This window comes from Vibrio sp. STUT-A16 (assembly GCF_026000495.1).
Taxonomy (GTDB): Bacteria; Pseudomonadota; Gammaproteobacteria; order Enterobacterales; family Vibrionaceae; genus Vibrio; species Vibrio diabolicus.
Genome location: NZ_AP026766.1, coordinates 1,816,663 through 1,841,852, shown reverse-complemented (window position 1 = coordinate 1,841,852; position 25,190 = coordinate 1,816,663). Strand labels below are relative to the sequence as shown.

The following is a 25,190-nucleotide window of genomic DNA, read 5'->3' as shown; positions in this document are numbered from 1 at the left end:
GAATCGAAATATTCTCATTAACAAATTGAGAAAGTTAGCTAGGAATTCCCATGCAGTTAAAGCAGCTATTTAAAAAAGATATCTCACGCCCAATCAACGGCGTAGTTAAAGCCGATCAAGTCGGAAATGAAACCGTCTTCGTCGAACTTGATGAGTATGTCATCACCGCTGAACTTAAAGGTCACATTGAGCAATTCTTCAAATACTACATGCCGTCTGTTGATGACCCTAAAAAGGCGTCTGAAACGGGTAAATCTGGCATCTGGGTATCAGGCTTCTTTGGCTCGGGTAAATCTCACTTCATTAAAATCATGTCGTACTTGCTCAAAAACGTTGAGACATCCAATGATGGCGTAACAAAACGAGCAATTGATTTCTTTGAAGACAAGCTAGCAGAAGACCAAATGCTACTGGGCGATATGCGTCGTGCGATCCAAAAAGAGAACAACGTTATCCTCTTTAACATTGATAGCCGTGCTGACACAGATGACAAAGAAGATGCCATCTTAAAAGTATTCCTAAAAGTCTTTAATGAGAAAATGGGTTACTCGGGCGACCACGCACACATCGCAGACCTAGAACGTGATCTAGATGCACGTGGCAAACTGCAAGAGTTCCACCAAGCTTTTGAAGAGCTATCGGGTTCATCATGGTTAGAAGAGCGTGACTCTTATGACTTTTACCGTGACGATCTCGCTGAAGCATTTGCTAAAGTAACAGGCCAGTCTGAAGAAGCGGGTCGCCAAGCTATCGAGCGACTTGAAAACAACTTCAGCTTAGACATTCAAAATTTCTGTAAATGGGTTAAGCAATACCTTGATGGTAGTCCTGAACGCCGCATCAGCTTCTTTGTGGATGAGATTGGTCAATACATTGGTCAAAACGCTCAAATGATGTTGAAGCTACAAACTATTACAGAAAATTTAGGCACAATCTGTGAAGGTCGTGCATGGGTGGTAGTGACATCACAAGAAGACATGGACACTGTTTTAGGTCAAATGCAACAAGGTTCTCGTAAAAATGACTTTTCTCGGATCCAACAACGCTTTGATCGAATCTCGCTCTCAAGTTCAAACGTCAACGAGGTTATTGAGAAACGTCTACTCGCTAAAACAGAGCCTGCGCAAACTGCGCTAGCAGCATTGTATAATGAAAAAGGCGACATCATTCGAAGCCAGCTTAGCTTTGAGAAAACCAATAAGGCTGAGTTTTCTAACTTCACAGGTACAAACAACTTCGTATCGAGCTATCCGTTTGCACCGTACCAGTACAACCTAATCCAAAAAGTATTTTCTGGTATCTCCCAAGCTGGGGCTGCGGGTACTCACCTAGCAAAAGGTGAACGTTCTCTCATCGAAGCATTTCAAACGGCTACTAATCAGTTCGTTAGTGACGAGATTGGACGTTTAATCCCGCTTTATAGTTTTTATCCTTCAATAAAGAAATTCCTAGATACAGCGGTAGTGCGAGACATTAACCACGCGGCAGAGAAAAGCTCTATTTCCGATTTCTCGGTTCAAGTTTTACAAACGCTATTTATGATCCGTTACGTAGATGAGATGAAATCTACCATCGACAACATCGTGACGCTTTGTATCTCGGAAGTCGACCAAGACAAACGCCAACTTCGTATTGATATTACTGAAAGCTTGGACGCATTGGAAAATAACCTTCTTATTGCTCGTCAAGGAGACGAGTACATCTTCTTAACAAACGAAGAAAAAGAAATCGAAAAAGAGATCCAAAACACAGAGATCGAAACGTCCGATGAAACAGCGGAACTAAGTAAAATCCTATTTGAAGAGATTTTACGCAGCAGCAAAACCTATCGCTATCCTGAGAACAAACAAGATTTCCCAGTTTCACGCTACTGCAATGGTCAACCGTTCGAGAAAGGCTCAATTGACAACGATCTGCACTTAAAGATTGTTTCGCCAATTGACGCTAGCTATGACGATATGACCGATGCTGTCTGCGGTAATGAATCTAAAGATGCCATCTTAATTAAACTACAAGACAAGGCGCGTCTATTTGGGGAACTACGAACCTACATTCGTACGGCTAAGTACACAAAACGTAATGCAGGTCGTGATGCAGATATGGAACTACTTATCCGAGCGAAAGCAGCGGAGAATAGTGCAAGACGTAAGCAGATTGTCTCTGAGCTAGAAGATGTTATTAAGCAATCAGACTTTTACTTGTTAGGGCAGAGCTATAAAACTAAAGGTGCAACAGCCACTGCTATCATCGACAACGCATACCGCCAGGTTATCGAAGACACCTTCAGTAAACTTAAGTATGTGACGCCCTATTCTGGTGATATTCGTCAACAAATTCAGCAAACTCTTATCGTTGACGACTTGAGCCAATTGAATATTGATTTGTCAGATGTTGAAGCAAACCCTCGCGCTCTGTTCGAGCTAGAGCAACACATCTCAATCAGTGATGAATACGGGCGTCCCCTGACCGCTAGTGACTTGGTGAAGAAGTTTTCTCGTCGCCCATTCGGTTGGAATGATTACGAAATAATCCTGATGATTGCTCGCCTAGCCGTCGCAAACAAAATTACGCTTCAAGCTAATCAGCAAGACGTGCCGTTGCGCAGTGCTTTTGAGCATTTAGACAAAAATTCCAAGCGTGCTAACTTGCGAATCCGACGCATTCAGCAACAATCAGAAGCAAACTTGAAGAAAGCAGCCAAGTTGTACAAGTCTGTATTCCATAAGAATGCACCGACAACCGAAAAAGATCTTCATGAGCAAGCACTTCAGCTTTTAAAGAGCATGCTCGCAAAGCTCAAAGATTTTAAAGCGAAATCAACCACAGGTAAGTTCCCAGGCAAAACTGAAATCGAAGATGGCATTATCTCGATCTCGTCCCTTGTCGAGCAACAAGGAAGCTACAAGTTCATTGATGAATTCTTACGTCAAGGTTCTGATTTAGAAGAGTTTGAAGAGGATTATGAAGAGCTTGAAGTCTTCTATGAAAAACAATTTTCAACATGGCAAAGCTTGGCGAATGCTTTGAGTATCGAGTTTGCGAAAAACCGTCACCTACTCAAAACGTCTGAAGTTGCCAATAATGCATTAGAGAAACTAGAAGCCATATATAACGATGAGCGTCCCTACGGAAAGATCCGCCAGGTGCAAGGCTTAATCGAAACGGTAAGAGCGGTAAACGATGAGATGCTGGTAGCTCGCCGTAAAGAGGTGGCTAGCAAACTAGAGGCTGCAATTGATGACGTTCAACAACACGTTAGCGAGGCTAAAGCACCAGATACCATCAGTAATGATGCGCTTCGCCCGTTACAACTGTCTCTAAAACGATTAGAGCACCTGACCAGCATCGCTGAAATCAACGAAGAGCTTCGAAATTCAGAGAGTTTAGTAGAGCAAGCAGAAGAAATCATTAATGCCTTTATCGACCAGCAAATTAAAGCGGCTGAACGCCAAGTAGCGCTAGAAGCAGAACGTCGCAAGCAAGAAGCTGAAACTAATGCAGGCAATGACTCCAAAGGTGGTAACGGTACATTAGAACTAGAACCTAACGACTCGAATGGTTATGGCACTTCCTCTGCAACAATGAACGCGACCAAAGAGCCATTAAAAGTAGCGGAACCTGTAGTCACAAAACCTAAAGCGAAAAAAGTGGTGACGGTTAAAGCTGGGGCCGTTTTCCAAGAGCTAGGTGATACCACTTACCTAGAAACGGAAGAAGAGCTAGAAAGCTACTTAGCGGCATTGAAAACTCAACTTTCCGAATTGTTAGCTTCGAACCATAAAGTACGAATCAAGTAAGTAGCAGCGTCTCTCACACAGAGAAAGGCCCAACTGAACCATAAAGATAAATAGTGAACCACGCTCATTGAGCGTGGATTTCTAAACGAATGAAATGAGTATTCAATGAACACCAACAAACTTAAAGCCTACGCACCAAAAGCTCGTGTTGCTTTTATGGAAGCAGTTAAGAACCGAGCAGCAAAACTCGGTATTTTCGAAGACCGAATTAGCGAGATCACGATTGACGGTGATAGCGCGATTATCGAGAAAGAAGTTTACACTCGCAAGCAAGGCCAGCAGCGTAACCAGCTAGTAAAACGTATTGAAGCGTTAGGCACGCACGATGGTAAATTCGTGCATAAAGACGGTTTTAACCAGTTTATCAACGAAACAGCCTTTACATGGTTTAACCGCCTAACAGCTATCCGCTATATGGAGGTTAACGAATACCTAGACCATGGTTTTCGTGTGTTAAGTAAAACCGAAGGCGCACAGTTTGGTGAAGGCTTTGAGATCTTAAACTCAGCGGCTGACGTAGCTGATGAGCTTGGTTTGAACAAAGACCAAATCATTGACATGGTGCTTGATGGTAACAAAGAAGAAGAGCTTTACCGCACTCTCCTTCTAGCGCAGTGCCACCAGCTAAGCGAAGCCATGCCATTCATGTTTGAAAAGCTGGATGATGCAACCGAGCTACTGCTGCCAGATAACCTTACAAAAACCGATTCAATCTTAAAGGATTTGGTTAACGATATCCCTGAAGATAATTGGCGAGAGATTGAAGTTATCGGTTGGCTTTACCAGTTCTACATCTCTGAGCACAAAGATGCTGTTATTGGCAAAGTCGTCAAGCGCGAGGACATCCCTGCTGCAACTCAGCTCTTTACGCCGAACTGGATTGTCAAGTATCTAGTACAAAACTCTCTAGGTCGTCAGTGGTTAGCAACCTACCCTGACTCCGAACTGAAAGAAAAAATGGAGTATTACATCACGCCTGCCGAGCAAAGTGATGATGTAATCGAACAGCTCAAAGTCATTACACCGACAAGTATTGATCCTGAAGAAATCAAAGTGCTCGACCCTGCTTGTGGCAGTGGCCACATCCTAGTTGAAGTGTATGAAGTGCTGCGTGAAATTTACCTAGAGCGTGGCTATCGCTTACGCGATATTCCAGAGCTGATCCTAACCAAAAACATCTATGGTCTAGATATTGATGATCGCGCTGCACAGTTGGCAGCATTCGCGGTACTAATGAAAGCTCGTGAAGATGATAAACGTATCTTCACACGTGATATCAAGCTTAACATCCATTCAGTTCAATCAACTGAAAACCTGAACATTAACCAGCTTTGGACAGATTTGGATTTTGATGGCAACAAGCAAACAGGTTCAATGGGAGACCTATTTTCAGAACCGCAGCTAGAACTGGCTGAACTATCAGCAGAAAACAAAGTTTACCTTGATTTACTTCGCTACCTAAAAGAGCAGTTTATTGATGCCAAAAACTTAGGTTCATTGGTAGAAATTGACAGTAAATACCTAGAACCTCTGACTACGTTGCAAGAAAAACTAGCTGAGAAAGAACAAGGTAATGAACCAACGGCAAAAGAAGCAGCACAAGCACTATTACCTATTGTGGAACAAGCCATTGTATTAGCAACTAAGTATGATGTAGCGGTAGCAAATCCACCTTACATGGGTTCAAAAGGCATGAACGGCGCTTTAAAGGACTTTGCTAAGAAATGTTACCCTAATTCAAAGTCAGACCTTTTCTCGGTATTTATCGAACGTGGATTTAAGTGGTTAACACCAAATGGCTTTAACTCAATGGTTACAATGCAATCGTGGATGTTTCTTTCTAGTTATGAAAAAATGCGTGAAAATTTGCTCGCCAGCTCAACTATAGAAAGTATGCTCCACATGGGGAATGGTGTAATGAAAATAGCATTTGGCACAAGTGCAACTATTTTCAGAAACTCATACATAAGGAACTATAATAGTTTTTTCTCCTACTGCGATAACAATGACATAGCAAAGAATGGAAAGCCTAAAGTATTTCCCGTATTGAATAAACGCCTGAACAATGCCGTCGCTACCCACTTCAAATCGATCCCAGGGAGCCCTATCGCATACTGGTTAGATTCGACAATCCTTGACATTTTTGAAAACAATCCAAGCTTTGAAACAGTAGCAGACGCAAGAGCTGGGTTGCAAACAAGCGATAATAATCGCTTTCTAAGACTATGGTATGAAGTTGAAAACAGCAATATTAATTACTTATCCAAGAGTCGCGAAGACACAATTGGAAGCGTTCAAAAATGGTTCCCTTGCAATAAAGGTGGGCCATACAGAAAGTGGTTTGGGAACTTTGAATATGTAGTGAACTGGAAAAATGACGGCGAGGAACTTTTTCAATTCGCTTCATCATTATATGGTTCTCCAACACGAATTATAAAGAATTCTGGTTACTATTTCAAAAAAGGAATAACTTGGAGTGATATTACTTCAGGTGATTCCTCTTTTAGATTTGCACCAGAAGGATTTATTTTTGATGCAACAGGTCATACAGCAGTGTTTAAAAACGACGATGATTTACTGTTAACACTTGCTCTATCAAATACAAATATAATTCGAGACCTAGTAAAAGTAATCAATCCGACTGTACACTTTCACGTAGGATACTTTCGATCATTACCATATGTAACCCAAAAGATTGACAAAGCCATTTCAAACGCAAGAATTTTAATAGAAATTTCGCATCATGACTGGTGTTCTAGTGAAACATATTGGGAATTTAGAAAAAACCCATTAGTTGCTACTCGTAGTAAGACACAACTCATATCCCAAGCCTACGAGGAAGTTCGTAATCAAAACCAACTATCTATAAATACGGTTAAGAATCTTGAAGAAGAGAATAACATTCTTTTTTCTGAAGCTTATGGACTAGATTCAAGTGAGTATCGTGATGTTGAATTATCTAACATTACACTTAACTGCAATCCTTTCTATAAATACACTGAAAATAGTAAGTCGAGCAATATTAATGACACTTACTTATCCAATAACCTTACTGAGCTTTTAAGTTATTTCATGGGTTGCTCAATGGGACGTTACTCCTTAGATCGCGAAGGATTAGTCTACGCCAACTCTAGTAACAACGGCTTCAAAGAGTTTGTTGCAGAAGGCGCATATAAAACCTTCCCTGCTGATGATGACGGCATTGTTCCTTTAGCAGATGAGGACTGGGTATTTGAAGATGATGCCACGACCCGCTTCCGTCAGTTTGTCAAAACCGTATGGGGTGAAGAGCACCTACAAGAAAACTTGGACTTTGTTGCTGAGAGCTTGTGCCTAGATGCAATCAAAGCTAAGAAAGGTGAAAGCTCGATCGATACTATCCGTCGTTACTTCTCGACTCAGTTCTACAAAGACCATTTGAAGACTTATAAGAAGCGCCCAATTTACTGGCTGTTTAGCTCAGGTAAAGCAAAAGCATTCGAGTGTTTGATTTACCTACACCGTTACAACGAAGGTACGTTGTCACGTATGCGTACAGAGTATGTCACACCTCTTATGGGTAAGCTTGAGAGCCGCAAGAACATTCTTGAAGATTCAAAAGCAACAGCGTCTGGTGCAGAGCTACGCGCAATCGACAAAGAGCTGAAAACGATTGAGAAGAAGCAAGCTGAACTGGTCACTTTCGATGAAGAGCTAAAACACTTAGCTGAAATGAAGATCAACATAGACCTCGATGACGGCGTTAAGGTCAACTACGGCAAGTTCGGTAACCTACTTGCTGATGTGAAAGCAATTCACGGTAAGAACCCTGAAGTAATAAAGTAACAGAAGTATAGAGCAGCCTTATGGCTGCTCTTTTTCTACAGTACTAACAATAATGACAATATCTAAAAACTCAGTTGGTAAACTATGAAGGCAACAGAAAGTAAGTTATTTAAATTTCTACAAAAATCAGCTCAGTTCATCATTCCTATTTACCAGCGCCAATATAGCTGGACTCAGGAACAATGTGAGCAACTATGGAAAGATATCGTTCGTGCGGGTACGACTGACCTTGAAGCTCATTTCATAGGGTCTGTAGTCTATGTGGAACGAGGTTTATACAGCCATAGTGATGTCCCTCAGTTGTTAGTTATTGATGGACAACAGAGACTGACCTCTACGACACTGTTAATCGCTGCATTAGTTTCAGAACTGAATGCTCGTAGTGCAGACAATACATCCGTCATTGAAGGTACAAATGCTAAGAAGCTGAAGAAATATTACCTTTGTAATGATGCTGAAGATGGTGATCTTTATTACAAGCTCCTACTCACTAAAGCAGATGACAAAGAGCTAAGAGCCATTATCGATAATGAAACCAAACACGATGATGATGCAACGTCTCGTGTTATTCAAAACTACCAATTCTTCAAAGACAAGTTGAGTCGCCTTGGTAACGAGAAAGTATCAGAAATCTACCTTGGCCTGCAAAAACTACTTATTGTCGATATCGCTTTAGATCGCGAGAGAGACAACCCCCAGCTTATATTTGAAAGCCTCAACTCAACAGGTCTGGATTTAAGCCAAGCGGATCTTATCCGTAACTTCGTACTCATGGGGCTTGAACCAAAACAGCAAAACACCCTCTATGAGCGATACTGGTTCCCAATGGAAAGCGACTTTGGAAATGGTGAGTACAGTTGGTTGTTTAATCAGTTCATGCGCGATTATTTAACGCTTAAGACTAACAAGCCACCAAGAATCAATGATGTTTACGAAGCATTCAAGAAATACGTCAGTAGCTCACATCTTGATATAGAAGATGTCGTGGCAGATGTACGCAAACACGCTCAATTCTATATCGCTTTTTCTTTAGAACAGGAAAAAGAGCAAAAATTGCTAGAAGCCTTTCAAGACCTAAACGCATATAAAGTCGATGTATCTTATCCTTTGATACTAGAGCTGTATCATGACTACGATAGCCAGATTTTAACGCTCAATGAATTTATTGAGTGTGTACGCCTGATTGAGAGCTATGTGTTCCGACGCTATGTATGCGATATTCCAACCAACTCGCTTAACAAAACATTCGCTAGCTTCGCTCGCTCCATTCGTAAATCCAGCTATTTGGAAAGCTTTAAGGCTGAGCTTATTAGTTTAAGCTCTTATCGTCGTTTCCCGTCAGATTCTGAATTAAATCGCTGCCTACAGCACAAAGATATGTACAACGTTCGCAGCAGAGCCTATTGGCTGCGTCGCTTAGAGAACTACGATAAGAAAGAGCGCATAAGCGTTGAAAATTACACTATTGAGCACGTATTACCTCAGAACAAAAACCTGTCTTCTCAGTGGCAAATAGCGCTTGGTGATGATTGGCAATCAATCCAAGAGGAGTACGTTCATACTATTGGTAATCTCACGCTAACAGGTTACAACTCTGAGCTAAGTGACCGATTCTTTACTGAAAAGCGTGATATGGAAGGCGGTTTCGCAAGCAGTCCATTAACATTGAATCAAAGCCTGAGAGATCATGACACGTGGAACAAAGAATCAATTCAAGCTCGCTCTAAATTACTCGCGGACAAAATGCAGACGGTATGGCGTTACCCGAACTTAAGTGCTGAAATTTTAGAGAAATACCAAACCCAGCCATCCGAGAAAACCGCTTACACAATTGCAGATCATCCTTACATTGCTGTTGGCTCTTCAAAAGAACTATTCCAAGTGTTTAGCCAAAAAGTAATGTCGCTCGACGAAAATGTGAAGCAAGAGTTTTTGAAGCTTTATGTCGCTTTCAAACTGGATACCAACTTTGTCGATGTTGTCCCTCAGGCTTCTGGACTAAGGTTATCTCTCAACTGTAAGTTCACTGAGATTCATGATCCAAAGAAACTATGCCGAGACGTGACTAATCTTGGTCGTTGGGGCAATGGTGATGTGGAATATAAAATCACTGATTTATCAGATATCCCCTACGCCATCCAGCTGATCCAGCAAGTCATTGACATACAAGTTGAAGGTTAAGAGTCATTTAGTTAGAGCTAGCACAGTCTGATGACTGTGCCTTATTCTAGTGACAAAAACAGATTAATAGACATTCTCGCTTCGGGCTAGATAGTACTGTTAGGGATATCTCCCTCAGTATCAGCAAGTGTTCAGTCCTTTCACAAAGGGTGTTTCACAGGTGATTTATGAGCAACTACTACACAAATTTTATCGACCCTGGTAATAGTGGAGGTTCCGTACCAACACCAGATACCAGTATCCCTTTTACTCCCAATACTGCCTTGTATGCTTGCCGTTTTTGTAGTGCAACCTTCGCTACCGATCATCTTAGGGTTAGCCATGAATGGGATGAGCATCCAAGCAAAAACCCTCAACTACATATCTTCCAAAAGGCTGTTGGCTCTACTCGACTTGTTATACATACGAAACTCTCTCCCGAGGATATCGAGTTGACGTATTGCGATCAGATCTTTATCAATGGAGAAGCTATTGATATTGATGTCGCACCTGAATTGCTCTCTTCTAAACATAAATACTTTTTCGAAGTACGAGCGGTTAACCAAGGTGTGACTAGAGAATTTAAGATCGATATCGATGTAGCTGATTCAAATGAATTAGAACAAGTCGACAACTTATTCTGGGTAATTCTCAGTAGGGATGATTTTACTGAAGAACTTGTAACACAATTCGTCAAATCCTGTGATGATTTTAATACTACTGTCGAATACGTTGACGGAATTGTAAAATACTTACAAGGCATCATGGCCAAGGATGGCAAAGCCCAGGTGTTAACATTTGAGGATTTTGATAAACGCTTCAACCAAGCAAGATCCAAACTACAACAGTTCAACACCCCCCTTTCGAGAGCTATTCAAAGTGTCATTGATTTCAACCAAAATCAATTTGGTACAACTGGATTAGAATCTGTTCCTTTTCTAAAACAAGCAATGGCGCTGTTTTTGAATGATAGATCCTTATACGTTGATAAAGGTTTGCAAGAAACCACTAAGAAATTGCCTGTCGATCGTATGACAGCCTTGCTTGTCGATGATGTTATAAATAATTTTGATGAACATTCTGTTGACTCAATCCAAGAGTTCTTAGATCGACTCCCTAGACGCAACATAAGCTTAAATGATCGACAAAAACTACAATTCCTATTAGTTAAAAAAGCATACAACACTGGGCATAAGACAATTATAAAGCTATTGATAAAACGGCTTGCATCGGTCGATACATTCAACCTTAATTTTATAGAAGAAACTGACTATGAGTAACACTCTTTCACTAAAATCAAAAAAACAGGTTATCAACTTCAGTAGCCTCAGAGGACTGATAGAGAACCTATTTAGTCCAGTGATTGATAAAAAGACTGATAAGATGAAACCAATAAAATTATTGGCTTCTCACGTCAACTCTTTGGTTGATTTGCCAATATCTACAAAGCTGTCCACTAATGAGAGAGAATCTCTGAGCAAAATAGTATTAAAATCCGACTGTGAACTTAAAACACTTCTTTCACTACTAGTCGCAAGTGAAAAGGCTCGACATCCTGAGGTTCGAAAAGAAGTCCTAGAATTTACGTGTCATGTCATTAATAACATTACGTTTCTCAACCCAACTTCAGATACAAATATTTTCTTGCTAAAAGACATATCCCAGACTAACTCTGGCTACTTAGCTCGACTAGTTAAAGTACTGCAAGATCGATTTGAAATATACAAAGGTGAGAACTACAAACCCTCTCAAAAGCGTAACTTAGAGGCGAACATTCTAGCTATCGCTCACATATGGGCATTTGAAACAGGTAAGGCTGATATAGATACCGCTCTAAACAGCTTTGCTCGCTTATTGGCTACACGTGTTCCTGATGACATCGAAAAACATGTAAATCTAGAAGTGGATAATCAAGCAACAACGGGGATGGTGTATTTCTTAGCTTCACAAACTAATAGCTCCTTACTAAAGGACTTCTCCTCTACTCTCTCGTTCTTTAAAGCTCGACAAGAAGCTGCTCAAAGTGAAAGTACTAACCTCAAGAGAACGAATTCTGATTTGCAAGAGAGGCACGGTAAACTTATAGAGCAGATTGAAAGCTTGAAAGCAGATGGTTTGAAGAAAGACAACCTTATTAAACAGCTCAGTGAAGAAATTTTCTCTCTAAAGGAACAGCACTCTGAAAGTGAGCAGTCGCTAAAAGCTCAAAAAGTTCACCTTAAAGATGACACTTCTAAAGCAAAAGCAAAAGCACTGAACTTTTTAGAAGAAGAAGTGTTATCTACGCTGGAAAACTCTTACAAAGCTCTGGACCGCGAAGCCCCTAAAGTACATGTGGCACTGCATAACTTAGATGTGATGATCGAACGCGTTGAGGAGGAACTCAGATGGTTCAAAAAATAGGCATCGATTTTGGTACGACAAACAGTTTAATTTCTGTAGTAACTAAAGAAGGGATGGTTAAGTCATTTACTGATAGAAACCGCCCTCACCCATCAGTTGTCTCTTATGATCACGGGAAAGTTGTATGTGGTACAAAAGCTAAGAAAAAGCTTGAAGACAGTGGTATCGGGGTATTTGGTAATACAATTCGCGGCCCCAAAAAGTTCATCGGCGGAGATCATATTCCTGTTGGGGGTGAGATCAAACACCCGAAAGATGTTGTCGCGGATTTAATGAGGTTTCTAGTCGAACACGCAGAGGAAGATGATGCGAGTGAAATTGCCGATCTATCTACTGCCGTGGTAACAATACCAGTTGCGATGGATGGCAGGTCGAGACATGCCCTGCGAGAAGCCCTTTTAGATGCGGGAATTAATATTGACTGTTTTGTCCATGAACCGTTAGCTGCCCTCTATGGCTATTATCAAGATCAGGAAGACCCACAGAATGCGATGCTAAGAGATGAAGGGAAAACGGTACTCGTTTTTGATTGGGGTGGCGGCACTCTCGATCTAACACTCTGTCAAATACGCAGTGGTACGATTGTGCAGGTGATGAACCGTGGTAACAATAAAGTAGGCGGAGATTACCTAGATGACGCAATTCTTAACTTTGTAGAAGAACAGCACGCACTTAAATTTGGTTGGACTGAGGAAACAAAAAAACCTCGTCACCCAGGTATGAAAGCCAAGCTTCTTGAACAGTGTGAAAAGGCTAAGATAACTTTATCAAAGCGTTCAAAAGACATCATCTTCGTTCCTGACTACTATAGTGCTGACTCAGAAGAAGAATCTGAAATTGAATTTGAGCTAACAAAAGAAATACTTGACCGTATATCCAGCACAATTGTATCACAAGGCATTAGTGAGATTGAGACACTCTTAAGTGCTGAACAGGCGGATATGGATCATCAAACCATCGCTCTCTGCTTAGCTACGGGTGGCATGGTTAATATGCCTATTATTGAGCAACAATTGCGAGAAATATTTGGGGTCGCTGTATTGGAAGTATCACCAAAAGGCGATCGAATTATCTCAGAAGGTGCAGCTTGGATAGCAAAAAATGACTTGGGCTTGACTCTTGCCAAACCTTTCGAATTGGTTGAAGCTCGCAACTCCCTGCTGTCGCTTATTCCAGAAGGTACTGACCTACCAAAACGTGGAAACACCAAATCAATCACTCAGGGGCTATATTGCGCAGATCCTCGAGACGGCAAAGCAGTGTTAACATTTAAGCGCCCTCAAATGGTTGGAAAATCAGCAGCAAGTGATCGACGTACAACCTATGCAAATCTTAGCGTTCCTGTTAACCCAGACTTTCCGCCAATGAAGGAAAGAATAGATGTACTTATGGAAATAGACGAAAACTACATAGTAACTGTCAGTGCAAAAGCGAATGACCTAAAGCATTCAGTCTCACAACAAATTTTCGACTTAGAGTTCGCACTTCAAGCGACAAAAGATACCTCGGTAGGTACGCAAGGAAAAAAGTACTGAAGGGGCAAGGTGAACATCAAGGTGTTGCAGTAAGGTCGAACGTTACTCACCTCCCGAATGCATGGAACCTTGTCCCTGGAGAGCTTCTTAAAGAGTTTAATGACAAAAATCCGTACCTAAAGCAGAACATGACTAACGAACAGTGGGATGAATATTTGTTCTATCAACCTTGCTCGAACTGTGGCTCTAGGTGGAAAATTGGCTGTTGTTAAAACCTTTAAAAGAGCAGCTAAGGTTGCTTTTAAATTTATGACGATTTAAAAATATCCCTCAAACAACAATAAGTTGTAGCCAAGAGCTGTATAGTCTCGGCACTCACTTGCAATCTCTAGAAGAAAAAAAATGAGCAATACTTACAAACAAGATAAAGATTTAGAGCTTCTACGTTATGCAGATAACGATATGTTAGGTGTTTTAGTTAACTATCTTACCACTGACAAAGATGGAAAAACTCGTTACACCGAGACGTTAACAGGAGACAAGCAGTTCCAAGCTGCGAAAGGCGATTACCAACAAGTGTGGCAGCAAATTGCTGGTGAGCTACAGCATTTTGGCGGTGATACGCTGGTTAACTTATTCAGACGTTCAGGGGTTGAATATAAGGAAATTCTTATTGATGTTTGCAAGAAACTTAGCATCAAAACAGACTACAAAGCTGAGGCTGTTGATATTGAGCAGGCTCTTCTAGCAAAGCTATTTGCGGATTCCTGGGAAAAAATGTCTGAAGCTGAGCGAGAGGAGTTACGAAAAGAGTTAAAAATCGATGCGTCATTAACAAGCAGTGCCGCCTTGACTGCAATCATCGCAGCCATTCGAATGGGAGGATTTATGTCCTATCAGGTTGCTATGATTGTTGCTAATGCAGTAGCTAAAGCGCTGCTTGGAAGAGGCTTAACCATAGCAGCCAACGCTGGTTTAGCGCGTGCTATCGGTGTTTTATCTGGGCCTATAGGTATAGCAATTACTGTGCTTTTAACTGTACCAGCTATTAGTGGACCAGCTTTTAGAGTAACCCTGCCCGCTGTCGTACAAGTTGCAGCAATGCGCCAGCAAATGCTCAATGGAGAGGAGCCTATTTTCTAATGGAAACTATATTTACTTTTGACTGGGAAAAAGTTTACCCCGAAGTCCTTGAAGGCCTACAAAACGGGAAAATAACTCTAAGAGATGGGGTCGCCTACTGGACAGAACTGGCTGAAAAATCTGGGATCGTGCAGCATATGCCGCTAAAAGAAGTTGCATTCGATCCTGAAAAATTAAATGAGATCAGTAAGCTAATACAAGCAAGCCATGCTACTCAAATGGCGGCTATTGGACTGTCTACAACTATTATTGTTGGTGCTATCGTTGTTCAAACAATGTATTTGGCAAGAAAAATAGACAAGCTTCAAGAGACAATGGATCTAATTTCTTCAGATATTAGCGCTCAAAATATATTGTTTTACATGGAAAAATTATCTAAGTATTTTGGAGCGATAGAGTCTACAAGGGTTCTTTTGTTGGATAAATCTTTGGTTTCTGAAACCCAAGATATCGCCGTAAACCTTATCTCTCAACTTTCTATTGAGAGAAACGAGGTTCTATCATTGATTGATAACCTTATCTCGTTTGCAGATCAGCTTACCGATCGTCACCTCGAGCAAATGCTAGATTTCATCACCATGGTTCTGGATATAATGCCAAAGGCAATCTATCTAGAAAGTCAGCTTTGTGACCGTTATGGTAAATTTAAATTATCCGAACATCTTATGCGAGAAAATACAAAGCGCTACAACCACACGCTACAGCAATACAGAAACTGGTGTAACTCAAAAGCAAAAGCAACGATCCGTGGGGATGCAAACCCTATAGCATTAACCTTCCACGATAAAAAGAATGACTTGAAAGCTCTATTTGACTCTAGTAACAACAATGCTCTACTCCAGCAACTTGTCAGTCCATCTTTGGAGTTGGCGAGTTAATCGAGCAATTTGGTGCTTGTTTAGCCTCAACGTAAACAACAGTTACACAAGCACCAATCTCTCACTTTACCCCTTCAGCTCTCAGCGATTTTTGCTTCATAAAGTGTTAAACTCCCAAACAGTTAGCACTTTTTTCACAGCCAACATTTAGGCGATGCAAAACAACAATGAATATTGACCAGATCACTAGCGGGCTAATAGCCAAATTTGAAAAAAGCAGACTTGTCTTTTGGCAGGACACGGACAATGAGTTCAACGACCTTATCGGATCGCTTTCTCTAGACTCATCTTACGAAAGTACGAAAATAATCCATCTAGATACGTTGTCACACCTCGAAGTTAAACACCGTATTGAACTGCTAGAACCAGAGACGGCTTTTCTGCTTTATAGCAATAAAGCACCTAACGAACCAACACGCGACTGGTTATATGACATTAGACTTTATGCGCAAGAGTTCTATGCCGATAGCAGTTCTATGATCCTGAATGATATTGGTATGAACATGGAGTTTCGACCTGTCATTGCTAAGTACAAAACCTTTTTTGGCAATAAACAGCGTGTTACTCGATTGAAGAAGATCCTTCCACCTTCAGCTAACGAAAGGGAGCTAGAGTTAGCACTTATTGCCGCGACTTTAAAAATCGAAACGCCAACGTTTGTTACTATTTTACAAGCTTTACTTGCTGAACTAGCTAATGATTTCGAATCCAAAGAACTACTAACCGAACTTGATAAATTCAATTTAAGCGAACCATTTTGGAGATTTGCTTATGAAGAATTAGGTTATATCGTTGAAACAACAGATGAGAATATTAAAGCGCCATCGATTCAAGAATTGGCTGTAAAGCTTCTCTTTACAGAATGCTATCAGTCACTAATCAATAGTGGTTGCTCAAATGTCGACGAAGTAGTTACTCGTTTTACAACACACCTATTACCAATGCCAACAAAAGAACAGCTTGAAGCTGGGTATACGGCAGAACGTGTTGGTATGAATTCAGGCAGACGTGCTCAAGTTGTTAGCTTCGTTATTCAACTAAGAGAAAGCCGCATTCATCAAGATAACTACAATCGCCTTGCTCGGCAGATAGAGCGAGATTATGAGATTTCCGACAAGTTAAGACTTATTGATACCCCGAAAAAGCTAAAACTTGTTGAGACCTTTGAGTTTGCAGATAAACAATTATCTATCTTACTCGTCAACAACATCTCATCGTTAAGTAGCGAAGAGATAAACAGCCTTGTATCACATAGGCTTACTACGCATTGGTGCCACGTTAAGCCTGAATTTGTGGATACTAAATATAAGAATGTATATTTAGCTATCAAATCGGCTAAGCAGTTCTATACCTTACGAGCTAAGTATATTGATGGATTTGATTTCAGCTCAGCAAAAGAACTTTACAGGGCTTATGAGCAAGAGCTTTTCCTTTTCGATACCGCTTACCGAAGCTTCTTTGAAAATGCGAGCCATGTTGCCCATCAAGGCTCAGATATTTTGAAGAAGCTAAAACTTGTTGAAGATATCGAAGACTTATATGTCAACTGGTACTTACACGATTTGGCGATCGCCTGGGGCAAACATGTCGATCAAGAAAGCCTACTAGATACATGGAAGATTAGTGGCGTCTTTAACCAATACGATTTCTACAAGAATGAAGTGGAACGTATATTCCAATCAAGCCAGATCAAACGTGTATTTGTCATTGTCAGTGATGCTCTTCGTTATGAAGTTGCCCATGAAATACATGAAAAAATAAACAAAGAAAAACGGTTTAAGTCTGTCATTAAATCTCAGCTTGGTGTGGTTCCTAGCTATACCCAGCTTGGAATGGCATCGCTTCTTCCCCACCAAGAACTCACTGCCCATATTGGTAAGGATATTAAATACAAAGCTGATGGGATGAGTGTACATGGTCTGGATAATCGCAACGCTATCCTTGAGAAGTATCACGGGATGGCAGTGAAAGCATCCGATGTGCTCAATTGGACAAATGAGGAAGGACGTAAAGCTGTTTCAGACGCTCATGTTGTTTATATTTACCACGACCAGATTGATGCAATCGGCGATAAAGCCGCAACAGAAAACCAGACATTTGATGCTTGTGCAGATGGAATTGAGCAAGTGAGATTACTAGTAGAAAGAGTTATTAATAAACTAAACGGTAATCGTATCCTTGTGACTGCCGACCACGGATTTTTGTTTAAATCTAGTGATGTTGTTGAATCTGATAAGACGGCACTATCAGTAAAGCCACATGGCACAGTTGAAGCTAAAAAGCGCTACCTCATCGGACAGAAGCTTCCAGAAGACAGTTTTTACTGGAAAGGTGACATGGCCGTAACGGCTAAGTTGTCTGCCAATGGTGACCAAGCCGAGTTTATTGTTCCTCGAGGCTCAAACCGCTTTAACTTTGTGGGTGGTGCTAAGTTCATTCACGGTGGAATAATGCCACAAGAGATTTGTGTTCCAGTTCTTCGTATTGAGCACTTGAAAACGACCAAGCAAAAGACAACCGCAAAACAAAAAGTAGGTGTAGTGCCACTTAGTAATGGGCTTCGTATTGTTACACTTAGTGAGAAAATTGAGTTCTTACAAACAAATGCCGTTGGCGAACAATTTAAAGAACGTAACCTAAATATTTGGATAGAAGATCCTGAAGGCACAGTTGTTTCAAACAAAGCACAGATACTGTTTGACTCTTCAGCCTTAAATTCTGATGAACGCAAACGCAATGCGATACTGACGCTAAACGGCAGCAACTTCGATCGAACCACCCCATATAAACTAATCATGTGGGATAGTGAGCAGGGTGATCGCTACGCAACTCATTCGGTAACAATCGACTTAGCAATCCAAGACGATTTTGATGATCTTTTTTAACGGAACCTATTCATGATTGACGATAACAACGATAGTAAAGCAACGGAAGTTCATCACTACCATCATTTTGACAATAAAGAAAATGACACGTCTCCACAACCTGATGAAAGCCCCCTTTCTCAGGAAGAGGTCATTACACAAGAAATCAAAGATGTTCGAGATGTCGACTTAGACGCTCTCATGACCACTGAGTTCAAAGGGCGCGTTGTTCGCAAAGACTTAACGAAACAGCTTAAAGAAGGGGCAAACGTCCCCGTTTACGTCCTTGAATATCTGCTTGGTATGTACTGTTCGGCAACCGATGACGATCTTATCGAAGCAGGAATGGGACGCGTTAAGAAAATCTTAACGGATAACTACGTTCGACCTGATGAAGCTGAAAAAGTTAAATCTCTCATACGTGAACGCGGTACACATAAAGTCATTGATAAGATATCGGTTAAGCTCAACCAAAAGAAAGACGTATATGAGGCTAGCCTATCTAACCTTGGTATTAAAGATGCCGTTATCCCTGCAAGTATGGTCAAAGAGAATGAAAAGCTCTTAACTGGAGGGATCTGGTGTATCGTAACGTTGAGCTACTTCTTTGAAGAAGGTCAGAAAACATCGCCATTTTCTATTCTGGGTCTAAAAGCTATTCAGATGCCCTCTATGAACATGGAGGAAGTATTTAGCGCTCGTAAAAATTTTACTTTAGATCAGTGGCTCGACCTATTACTGCGATCTATTGGCATGGAACCAACGAACCTGGAACAACGTGCCAAATGGCATATTCTCGCTCGTATGATTCCGTTCGTTGAGAATAATTATAATGTGTGTGAGCTAGGTCCTCGTGGCACAGGTAAGTCTCACGTTTATAAAGAGTGTTCTCCAAACTCCCTACTCGTTTCTGGTGGTCAAACAACGGTAGCAAACCTTTTCTACAATATGTCGAGCCGCCAGGTAGGCCTTGTTGGCATGTGGGATATCGTCGCTTTTGATGAAGTCGCTGGTATCCGTTTTAAAGACAAAGATGGCGTGCAGATCATGAAGGACTACATGGCTTCAGGGTCTTTTAGCCGTGGTAGGGATTCCATTGAAGCGAAAGCTTCGATGGTTTTCGTCGGTAACATTGACCAAAGCGTTGAGACCTTGGTGAAAACTAGTCATCTACTGGCTCCTTTCCCCACCGAGATGATTGACTCTGCATTCTTTGACCGTTTCCATGCCTACATTCCTGGCTGGGAAATTCCTAAGATGCGACCTGAGTTCTTCACCAACCGTTACGGCTTAATAACAGACTACCTTGCTGAATACATGCGTGAAATGCGCAAACACGGCTTCGCGGACGCTATCGATAAGTTCTTTAAGTTGGGTAACAACCTCAATCAACGTGACGTTATTGCCGTTCGTAGAACAACATCAGGTCTGTTAAAACTTCTAGTACCTCATGGAGAGTACTCTAAAGAAGATGTGCGTACATGTTTGACTTATGCCCTTGAAGTTCGTCGCCGCGTAAAAGAACAGCTCAAGAAAATTGGCGGTATGGAGTTCTTCGATGTCAATTTCTCATACATCGATAATGAGACGCTCGAAGAGTTTTTTGTAAACGTTCCAGAGCAAGGTGGTTCGCAGATTATCCCACCAGGTATGCCTAATGCGGGTGTGATTCACTTTGTGAGTCCTGGTGCTGCGGGTAAACTTGGTGTTTTCCGAATTGAAACGCAAAAAACAGCAGGCAACGGCAAACTCACCACATCAGGGCTTGGCTCTGATACGGAAGCAAAAGAGCAAGTAAAAGTTGGCTTCGAGTATTTCAAAGGAAATTTGTCACGAATCGCGGCTAATAGTCAGTATTCTGATCATGAGTTCCACTTACACTTTGTTGACTTGCAAATGTCTGGTAATTCACACAGCTCTAGCCTTGCATCACTGATAGCAAACTGCTCTATCCTATTGGGTAAGCCGATGCAGGAATCAATGGTCGTCCTCGGCACTATGACACTAGGTGGAGTACTAAATCCTGTGCAGGATTTAGCTGGTTCTATGCAAGTCGCTCTTGAGGCTGGAGCGACTAAGATCCTAATCCCAATGTCATCTGCTAGCGATATACCGACAGTTCCAGCTGAAACGTTTACTAAATTCCAAGTAAGCTTTTACAGTGACCCCATCGACGCAGTGTACAAAGCGCTTGGGGTTAGTTAAGCTAACCTACAAAAAGAAGCGATCATTTTGATCGCTTCTGTATCTCATCTAATTAGCTTAGCGAAATGAATCAATCGTACTCACAAGCAACCATTTTCTTATACATCTGTAGTGCAAAATTCCCATCATTCCAAAATAGCTGACGTCCGTTAATTTCACTACACTCCTCTACATATTCGTCGTATTCTTTCTCGCTATCAAACACTTTGGTACGATTGATCATGAGATCGCCGTTTGCTTCAAAGTCGATTGCTACGAGCACAACCTTATCTCCATTGACTTCGGTGTATTTTTCTAAATGGAAACCGCCCACGACTCCACAGCCAACAGCACTTGTAGAAGATTCATTTAGTTTCAACCCACAACGTTCCTCTAACAGTACATCAAGGGTACATGCTTCAGAAAAGCCTTCCTCGGCTTCAGCGACCACCTCTTCAAAGAATCTGCTCATTAGGTCTTCCTCAAAGATACCTAATTCATCTGTATCTTTGTAATTAGCCCAAAGGCAGTCATCATGACTGATATCGCAAGATTGAATTTGACAGTAACAATCAAACTCACCATCCACTAACTGAACCGAAAGCTCACCCTCCCACTTGATAGCATCACTCTCAACACTCGCCCATACCAATGCTTCGTAGCTTTCGTATTCATTTTTTTCAATGTTACTAAATCTTACTTCAATCTTACTCATGCTGCGTAACCTCTTTTTGTAGTTCCAAAGCTTGAGTCAAGCGTTTCAAACTGAGAAGCCATACGAGCAACCACTGAATCAGGAACACCATGTATATTCTGATAATTCCCCTTCATTTCAATGACCTCAAAGGCTAGTCCCATGTCATTCGCTAGGTTTTGATAAAATTTCATTTCCCAGTTTTTCACAAACGTGTTTGCAACAACAACATTGAAACCAGCTTTCAAGAGACGCTTAGTTTCAAGCTTGCACCAGTTATGAGCATCCTTAATGTAAGTACTATCGTGTTGATATCGGCCATCTTTATCGATGAAAAACTGATCAGCCTCAACCAACTTTGCATCTAAAGTCTTAGCGTGCGTTGACTTCCCAGAGCCTGGGATACCTCTCACTAGAGTAAGTTTTTGCTCGTTGATCACCATCTTATACCTGACCCTCTTTGAGAATTGACGATACAAATAACGGTTCTTTAGTCATCAACATGGCACGAGGAACACGATTGAAGCGAAGATCTTCATTCAGAGTCTTAACCTTTTCTACAAAGTCTGCTTTAACTTGCTTGGTCAGTACTTGAACCTTGGCACCAAACGAATCGAGTATTTCAGAGGTTAGTTTGTCACTATAAATTGCGTTGCCTATGACTAATTCAGATGTAAATGATACCTTTTGGTCTTCGGCGGAAAAACTCAACGCAGCGATGTCTCCATAATCGTGTAGAAGAAGAACTTCATCACCATTAAGAGTGTGAACTGCGTATTGACCATCTCGCAATGCTTGTCGTACTATCAATGAGATAGCATTAAACTCACTGATTTCGAACAAAAACTCTGGAGCAAGCAAATACCCAGAAAAAAGTTGGGTTATAAGTTGCCTATGATTAGCAAAAGACGGATGTAGCTCTAAGTCGCTAATACCGTAGCACTCATCAGCATTACAAATAGCAGCTAGTTCTAAATCGACAAAGAGTCTTATCTGATATTGACCTGATACATCATCTAGGAGTGGAGTACCGTCGCAAGACGTAACTATGAGATGGGCGTTGGAGGACTCTAAAAGAGAATTCAATTTCTCCCCATCAAGATCTAGGAAGAAAGAAGTGAACTGTTTTTCTGTGTTAAAAATATCCATGATGGACTCCATTAATAATATAAACTCATTATTGAGTTTGATAACTTAGTTCAAACACCAAACTTTCTGACTAATTTTTAGTCATTTTGGCACGTATCTTTAGATGCTGTTTCAAGTACTTTTATAGAAATACACATCCAACGTATTATTTTATTATCTAAGTTGTTATATTATTATTGAGTCCATAGAGCTTCCTCAGTGGAACGCTATAAAAGCTACCACTACATCCAATACAAAGTCAACAGAAAAAACCATTTTATAAAACAAATAAAATTCCAAAATCTCATTTTCACTGCATTTATGTATAATAAAAGCATGAGCATTGAGCGTATTAGTGGAAAAGCTTCGCTCAAGATCAGTCGAGGAAGTCATGAACAACACCACGATTCTCGGGAACAACGCATCTCTAGAAAAAGCAGTATGATGAATCATACTGCCCTGTCTACATTAAGCAATAAGCTCCCTTTAGACTAACAAATCAATTATTGAGATTGCGTTCATTTGCTTTTGTTTGTGAATACAAACCTCGTATTCACGGTCATCGATTAAGCATATTACATCCAAGTTTTCTCGATTACTCTTAACGTGAGATGCATAAATGCTAAAAATAAATCTAGTCTCACAACCATCAGCAGTCAGGAATTTAGCTATAAGAGCGCTACTTTTTTCTGAATTTGAAAATCTGATTGCATCGAAACTTTTCAAAATCCAAGAGGGTTTTGATTTCGAAAACGTGACTGCTAATGACGCAGCGTTGTGTGGGATCATCTCTAACTTATCATTCACTTTCAACTTTGACATGACACCGTACGAAGGTATATTGACGTTTAATAATGTAGTACCGTGACTCATGTTTCGGTTCTGGTAATTAAAATCAGTTTTTATATCTTGAAAATGTAATTGATATACATCGTAATCAATCGTGATGCACCGCCCATTATCCTGGTCAATTATATAGTTACCAATTTCAGTACTTACAGACTTCTTACTAAATCGCTCAAAAAGTTTCTGCAAATACTCATCATTTATTCTCATATCCGACACCTTAGTTCTTCCATCAACTATCATTAAACAACATTCAATCAATTCTTTATTAAACTGAGAACCTCTCGGGTTCTGTCTCAGTAACATCCTCTCTATCGGTGTGAGTTGATAAACAAATCTAAGCGCACCAAAGCAGTACGTTTCAGAATATCTAATCATATAGTCTCCCTTCCCTAGTAAAACAGCTTCTTCTCGTGCCACAAAACTAATGTGGCAATTGTGACAACTTTTAGATGTGGCTTATATTCCCACTTAGTTATTTCTTCTGACAAAGGTATAAGAAAATCATCGACTTGGCAGAAAATATAATCTACACCTTTAACATGATGACTTTGTAAATCAGAGGTTCTATTTATGAATAAGCAAGACAAATGAGAGCCACTCTTGGTGATTAACCTGAACTTAAACGCAGAAAAACAGTCATTATCGACTATTAGATTGTTACCGTGAAATAACAAAATATGCTTAATCTCATTTAGAGCAGAAAGTTCCCCGCTAAGATCACTTTCGAGAAAGTACATAAAATCCGTACCAAGATAGACTTGCCTAATATAGCTTTCTAACTCAGTATATTCAGTTATGTTTGAGTTGTATTTTGAGAGGCTGTAACTAATATCCCAATCTAAATACATGTCTGGCTTTCTATTTAATAGTGCCAGTTGCACTGATTTAATTAATGGAATGTCACATATATATTCTTTACGATTAATATTGTTAACAACACCGATATTATTAATAATATTAGATATGTGTAAATGAAGTTTTGATGAAGTTAAAGGATGATTAGATTGATCGAAGTCAGTAGTATCACAATTGTACATAATGTCCTCCATAGAGAGTTAGAATTAAGTAAGTTTAAACTTTGCTTTAAGCAATTTTATTTTTCTTAATACTGTTATTATCTATTGAGGACACCGATATCAGAACGATACATTTAGTGTCTAGTTAGCGATAGGAGACCAATTGCCAGCTAACTTATGAATTACATTAATTACTTATATATAAAAAGTCAATGATTTTTCAAATATAAGTAAAGTAAATCACTTTGGTTGATTATGTATTTGGTAGCCGAGCTGGTTGGTCAATATCGTTAAAGTTATTGACCGATTATAATTACCTGTGATCATACACAACAGCCATTTTACTTTCCCATATAAGACCACCGACAACGATAACCCCCTTGATTTAGTCACCAGAGTATATGTAAGTAGTTAAAATGGTGAGACAAATGCTAAGTCGTTTTTCTTTAGAAAACTATCACCATACGACTCTCAGCTCTTATAACCCTTACGGTCGAGTATTTCATTTAAAATTAAGTCCTGAAGCTCTTCCCCTTCGAGCTGAAGTAGCAACCAATGTTGATTATTTCTGACATAAATAACGGTATAGCTCATAGGTATATAGAAGCCGCTATACAGATCAAGTTCTGCAAAAAATTTTAAGTCGAGATAGCCAGCATTAGTCAGTCGGAGTATACAAGGTTTAATCCTTTTGGTTTTTGCAAAGCTTCAACTTAGCTAGAAAATATATACCTGATTAGCATAGTTAAGATTCGTAATGCATCCTATAGATTA

General features: G+C 40.4%; 15 protein-coding genes. 10 read left to right on the top strand and 5 right to left on the bottom strand.

The genetic code is table 11. The features are described 5' to 3' along the window. Window positions 1–50 precede the first annotated feature (50 nt). From brxC to brxL, 10 genes are all read left to right on the top strand, one after another. Window positions 51–3,797, top strand: a complete 3,747-nt coding sequence (brxC, locus tag OO778_RS24845; protein WP_264912148.1) for a BREX system P-loop protein BrxC — start codon at window positions 51–53, stop codon at window positions 3,795–3,797. A gap of 105 nt (window positions 3,798–3,902) precedes the next feature. Next, window positions 3,903–7,622: a BREX-1 system adenine-specific DNA-methyltransferase PglX gene (gene pglX, locus OO778_RS24840; RefSeq protein ID WP_264912147.1), complete on the top strand. Its 3,720-nt coding sequence runs from the start codon at window positions 3,903–3,905 to the stop codon at window positions 7,620–7,622. An 84-nt stretch (window positions 7,623–7,706) separates the two neighbouring features. Next, on the top strand, window positions 7,707–9,803 hold the full coding sequence (locus OO778_RS24835; RefSeq protein ID WP_264912145.1) for a DUF262 and DUF1524 domain-containing protein: 2,097 nt from the start codon (window positions 7,707–7,709) through the stop codon (window positions 9,801–9,803). 167 nt (window positions 9,804–9,970) lie between these two features. Beyond that, window positions 9,971–11,062, top strand: a complete 1,092-nt coding sequence (locus tag OO778_RS24830) for a hypothetical protein (protein ID WP_264912144.1) — start codon at window positions 9,971–9,973, stop codon at window positions 11,060–11,062. Further along, window positions 11,055–12,185, top strand: coding sequence for a hypothetical protein (locus OO778_RS24825; RefSeq protein WP_264912142.1), 1,131 nt, complete (start codon window positions 11,055–11,057; stop codon window positions 12,183–12,185). The genes OO778_RS24830 and OO778_RS24825 overlap by 8 nt, the downstream gene beginning before the upstream one ends. Beyond that, window positions 12,170–13,720, top strand: a complete 1,551-nt coding sequence (locus OO778_RS24820) for an Hsp70 family protein (protein ID WP_264912141.1) — start codon at window positions 12,170–12,172, stop codon at window positions 13,718–13,720. The genes OO778_RS24825 and OO778_RS24820 overlap by 16 nt, the downstream gene beginning before the upstream one ends. Window positions 13,721–14,062: 342 nt before the next feature. After that, window positions 14,063–14,803, top strand: coding sequence for a DUF3944 domain-containing protein (locus OO778_RS24815; protein WP_264912139.1), 741 nt, complete (start codon window positions 14,063–14,065; stop codon window positions 14,801–14,803). After that, window positions 14,803–15,681: a hypothetical protein gene (locus tag OO778_RS24810; protein ID WP_226420710.1), complete on the top strand. Its 879-nt coding sequence runs from the start codon at window positions 14,803–14,805 to the stop codon at window positions 15,679–15,681. The genes OO778_RS24815 and OO778_RS24810 overlap by 1 nt, the downstream gene beginning before the upstream one ends. A 167-nt stretch (window positions 15,682–15,848) precedes the next feature. Next, complete coding sequence (pglZ, locus tag OO778_RS24805; RefSeq protein ID WP_264912137.1) at window positions 15,849–18,566, top strand: BREX-1 system phosphatase PglZ type A; 2,718 nt, start codon at window positions 15,849–15,851, stop codon at window positions 18,564–18,566. Window positions 18,567–18,710: 144 nt separating this feature from the next. Continuing rightward, window positions 18,711–20,750, top strand: coding sequence for a protease Lon-related BREX system protein BrxL (gene brxL, locus OO778_RS24800; RefSeq protein ID WP_198288624.1), 2,040 nt, complete (start codon window positions 18,711–18,713; stop codon window positions 20,748–20,750). Between the two features lie 70 nt (window positions 20,751–20,820). On the opposite strand, the gene OO778_RS24795 is transcribed toward brxL, so the two are convergent. The 5 genes from OO778_RS24795 to OO778_RS24775 all read right to left on the bottom strand — a co-directional run bounded on the left by OO778_RS24795 (window position 20,821) and on the right by OO778_RS24775 (window position 24,437). Next, complete coding sequence (locus OO778_RS24795; RefSeq protein WP_264912135.1) at window positions 20,821–21,444, bottom strand: hypothetical protein; 624 nt, start codon at window positions 21,442–21,444, stop codon at window positions 20,821–20,823. Continuing rightward, window positions 21,441–21,860, bottom strand: a complete 420-nt coding sequence (locus OO778_RS24790) for an AAA family ATPase (RefSeq protein ID WP_226420840.1) — start codon at window positions 21,858–21,860, stop codon at window positions 21,441–21,443. The genes OO778_RS24795 and OO778_RS24790 overlap by 4 nt, the downstream gene beginning before the upstream one ends. 7 nt (window positions 21,861–21,867) lie before the next feature. After that, a complete protein-coding gene (locus tag OO778_RS24785) occupies window positions 21,868–22,572 on the bottom strand; it encodes a hypothetical protein (RefSeq protein ID WP_264912134.1) in 705 nt (234 codons plus the stop codon). Between the two features lie 465 nt (window positions 22,573–23,037). Further along, window positions 23,038–23,775 (bottom strand): hypothetical protein, encoded by a 738-nt coding sequence (locus tag OO778_RS24780; RefSeq protein ID WP_264912132.1) that lies wholly within the window; start codon window positions 23,773–23,775, stop codon window positions 23,038–23,040. Window positions 23,776–23,789: 14 nt separating this feature from the next. Then, window positions 23,790–24,437 (bottom strand): hypothetical protein, encoded by a 648-nt coding sequence (locus tag OO778_RS24775; protein WP_253658031.1) that lies wholly within the window; start codon window positions 24,435–24,437, stop codon window positions 23,790–23,792. Window positions 24,438–25,190 lie beyond the last annotated feature (753 nt).

Excerpts from the sequence above, each read along its gene's own strand:
- brxC (WP_264912148.1), top strand. The coding sequence starts at position 51 with ATGCAGTTAAAGCAGCTATTTAAAAAAGATATCTCACGCCCAATCAAC.
- pglX (WP_264912147.1), top strand. The coding sequence starts at position 3,903 with ATGAACACCAACAAACTTAAAGCCTACGCACCAAAAGCTCGTGTTGCT.
- OO778_RS24835 (WP_264912145.1), top strand. The coding sequence starts at position 7,707 with ATGAAGGCAACAGAAAGTAAGTTATTTAAATTTCTACAAAAATCAGCT.
- OO778_RS24830 (WP_264912144.1), top strand. The coding sequence starts at position 9,971 with ATGAGCAACTACTACACAAATTTTATCGACCCTGGTAATAGTGGAGGT.
- OO778_RS24825 (WP_264912142.1), top strand. The coding sequence starts at position 11,055 with ATGAGTAACACTCTTTCACTAAAATCAAAAAAACAGGTTATCAACTTC.
- OO778_RS24820 (WP_264912141.1), top strand. The coding sequence starts at position 12,170 with ATGGTTCAAAAAATAGGCATCGATTTTGGTACGACAAACAGTTTAATT.
- OO778_RS24815 (WP_264912139.1), top strand. The coding sequence starts at position 14,063 with ATGAGCAATACTTACAAACAAGATAAAGATTTAGAGCTTCTACGTTAT.
- OO778_RS24810 (WP_226420710.1), top strand. The coding sequence starts at position 14,803 with ATGGAAACTATATTTACTTTTGACTGGGAAAAAGTTTACCCCGAAGTC.
- pglZ (WP_264912137.1), top strand. The coding sequence starts at position 15,849 with ATGAATATTGACCAGATCACTAGCGGGCTAATAGCCAAATTTGAAAAA.
- OO778_RS24795 (WP_264912135.1), bottom strand. The coding sequence starts at position 21,444 with ATGAGTAAGATTGAAGTAAGATTTAGTAACATTGAAAAAAATGAATAC.
- OO778_RS24785 (WP_264912134.1), bottom strand. The coding sequence starts at position 22,572 with ATGGATATTTTTAACACAGAAAAACAGTTCACTTCTTTCTTCCTAGAT.
- OO778_RS24780 (WP_264912132.1), bottom strand. The coding sequence starts at position 23,775 with ATGATTAGATATTCTGAAACGTACTGCTTTGGTGCGCTTAGATTTGTT.
- OO778_RS24775 (WP_253658031.1), bottom strand. The coding sequence starts at position 24,437 with ATGTACAATTGTGATACTACTGACTTCGATCAATCTAATCATCCTTTA.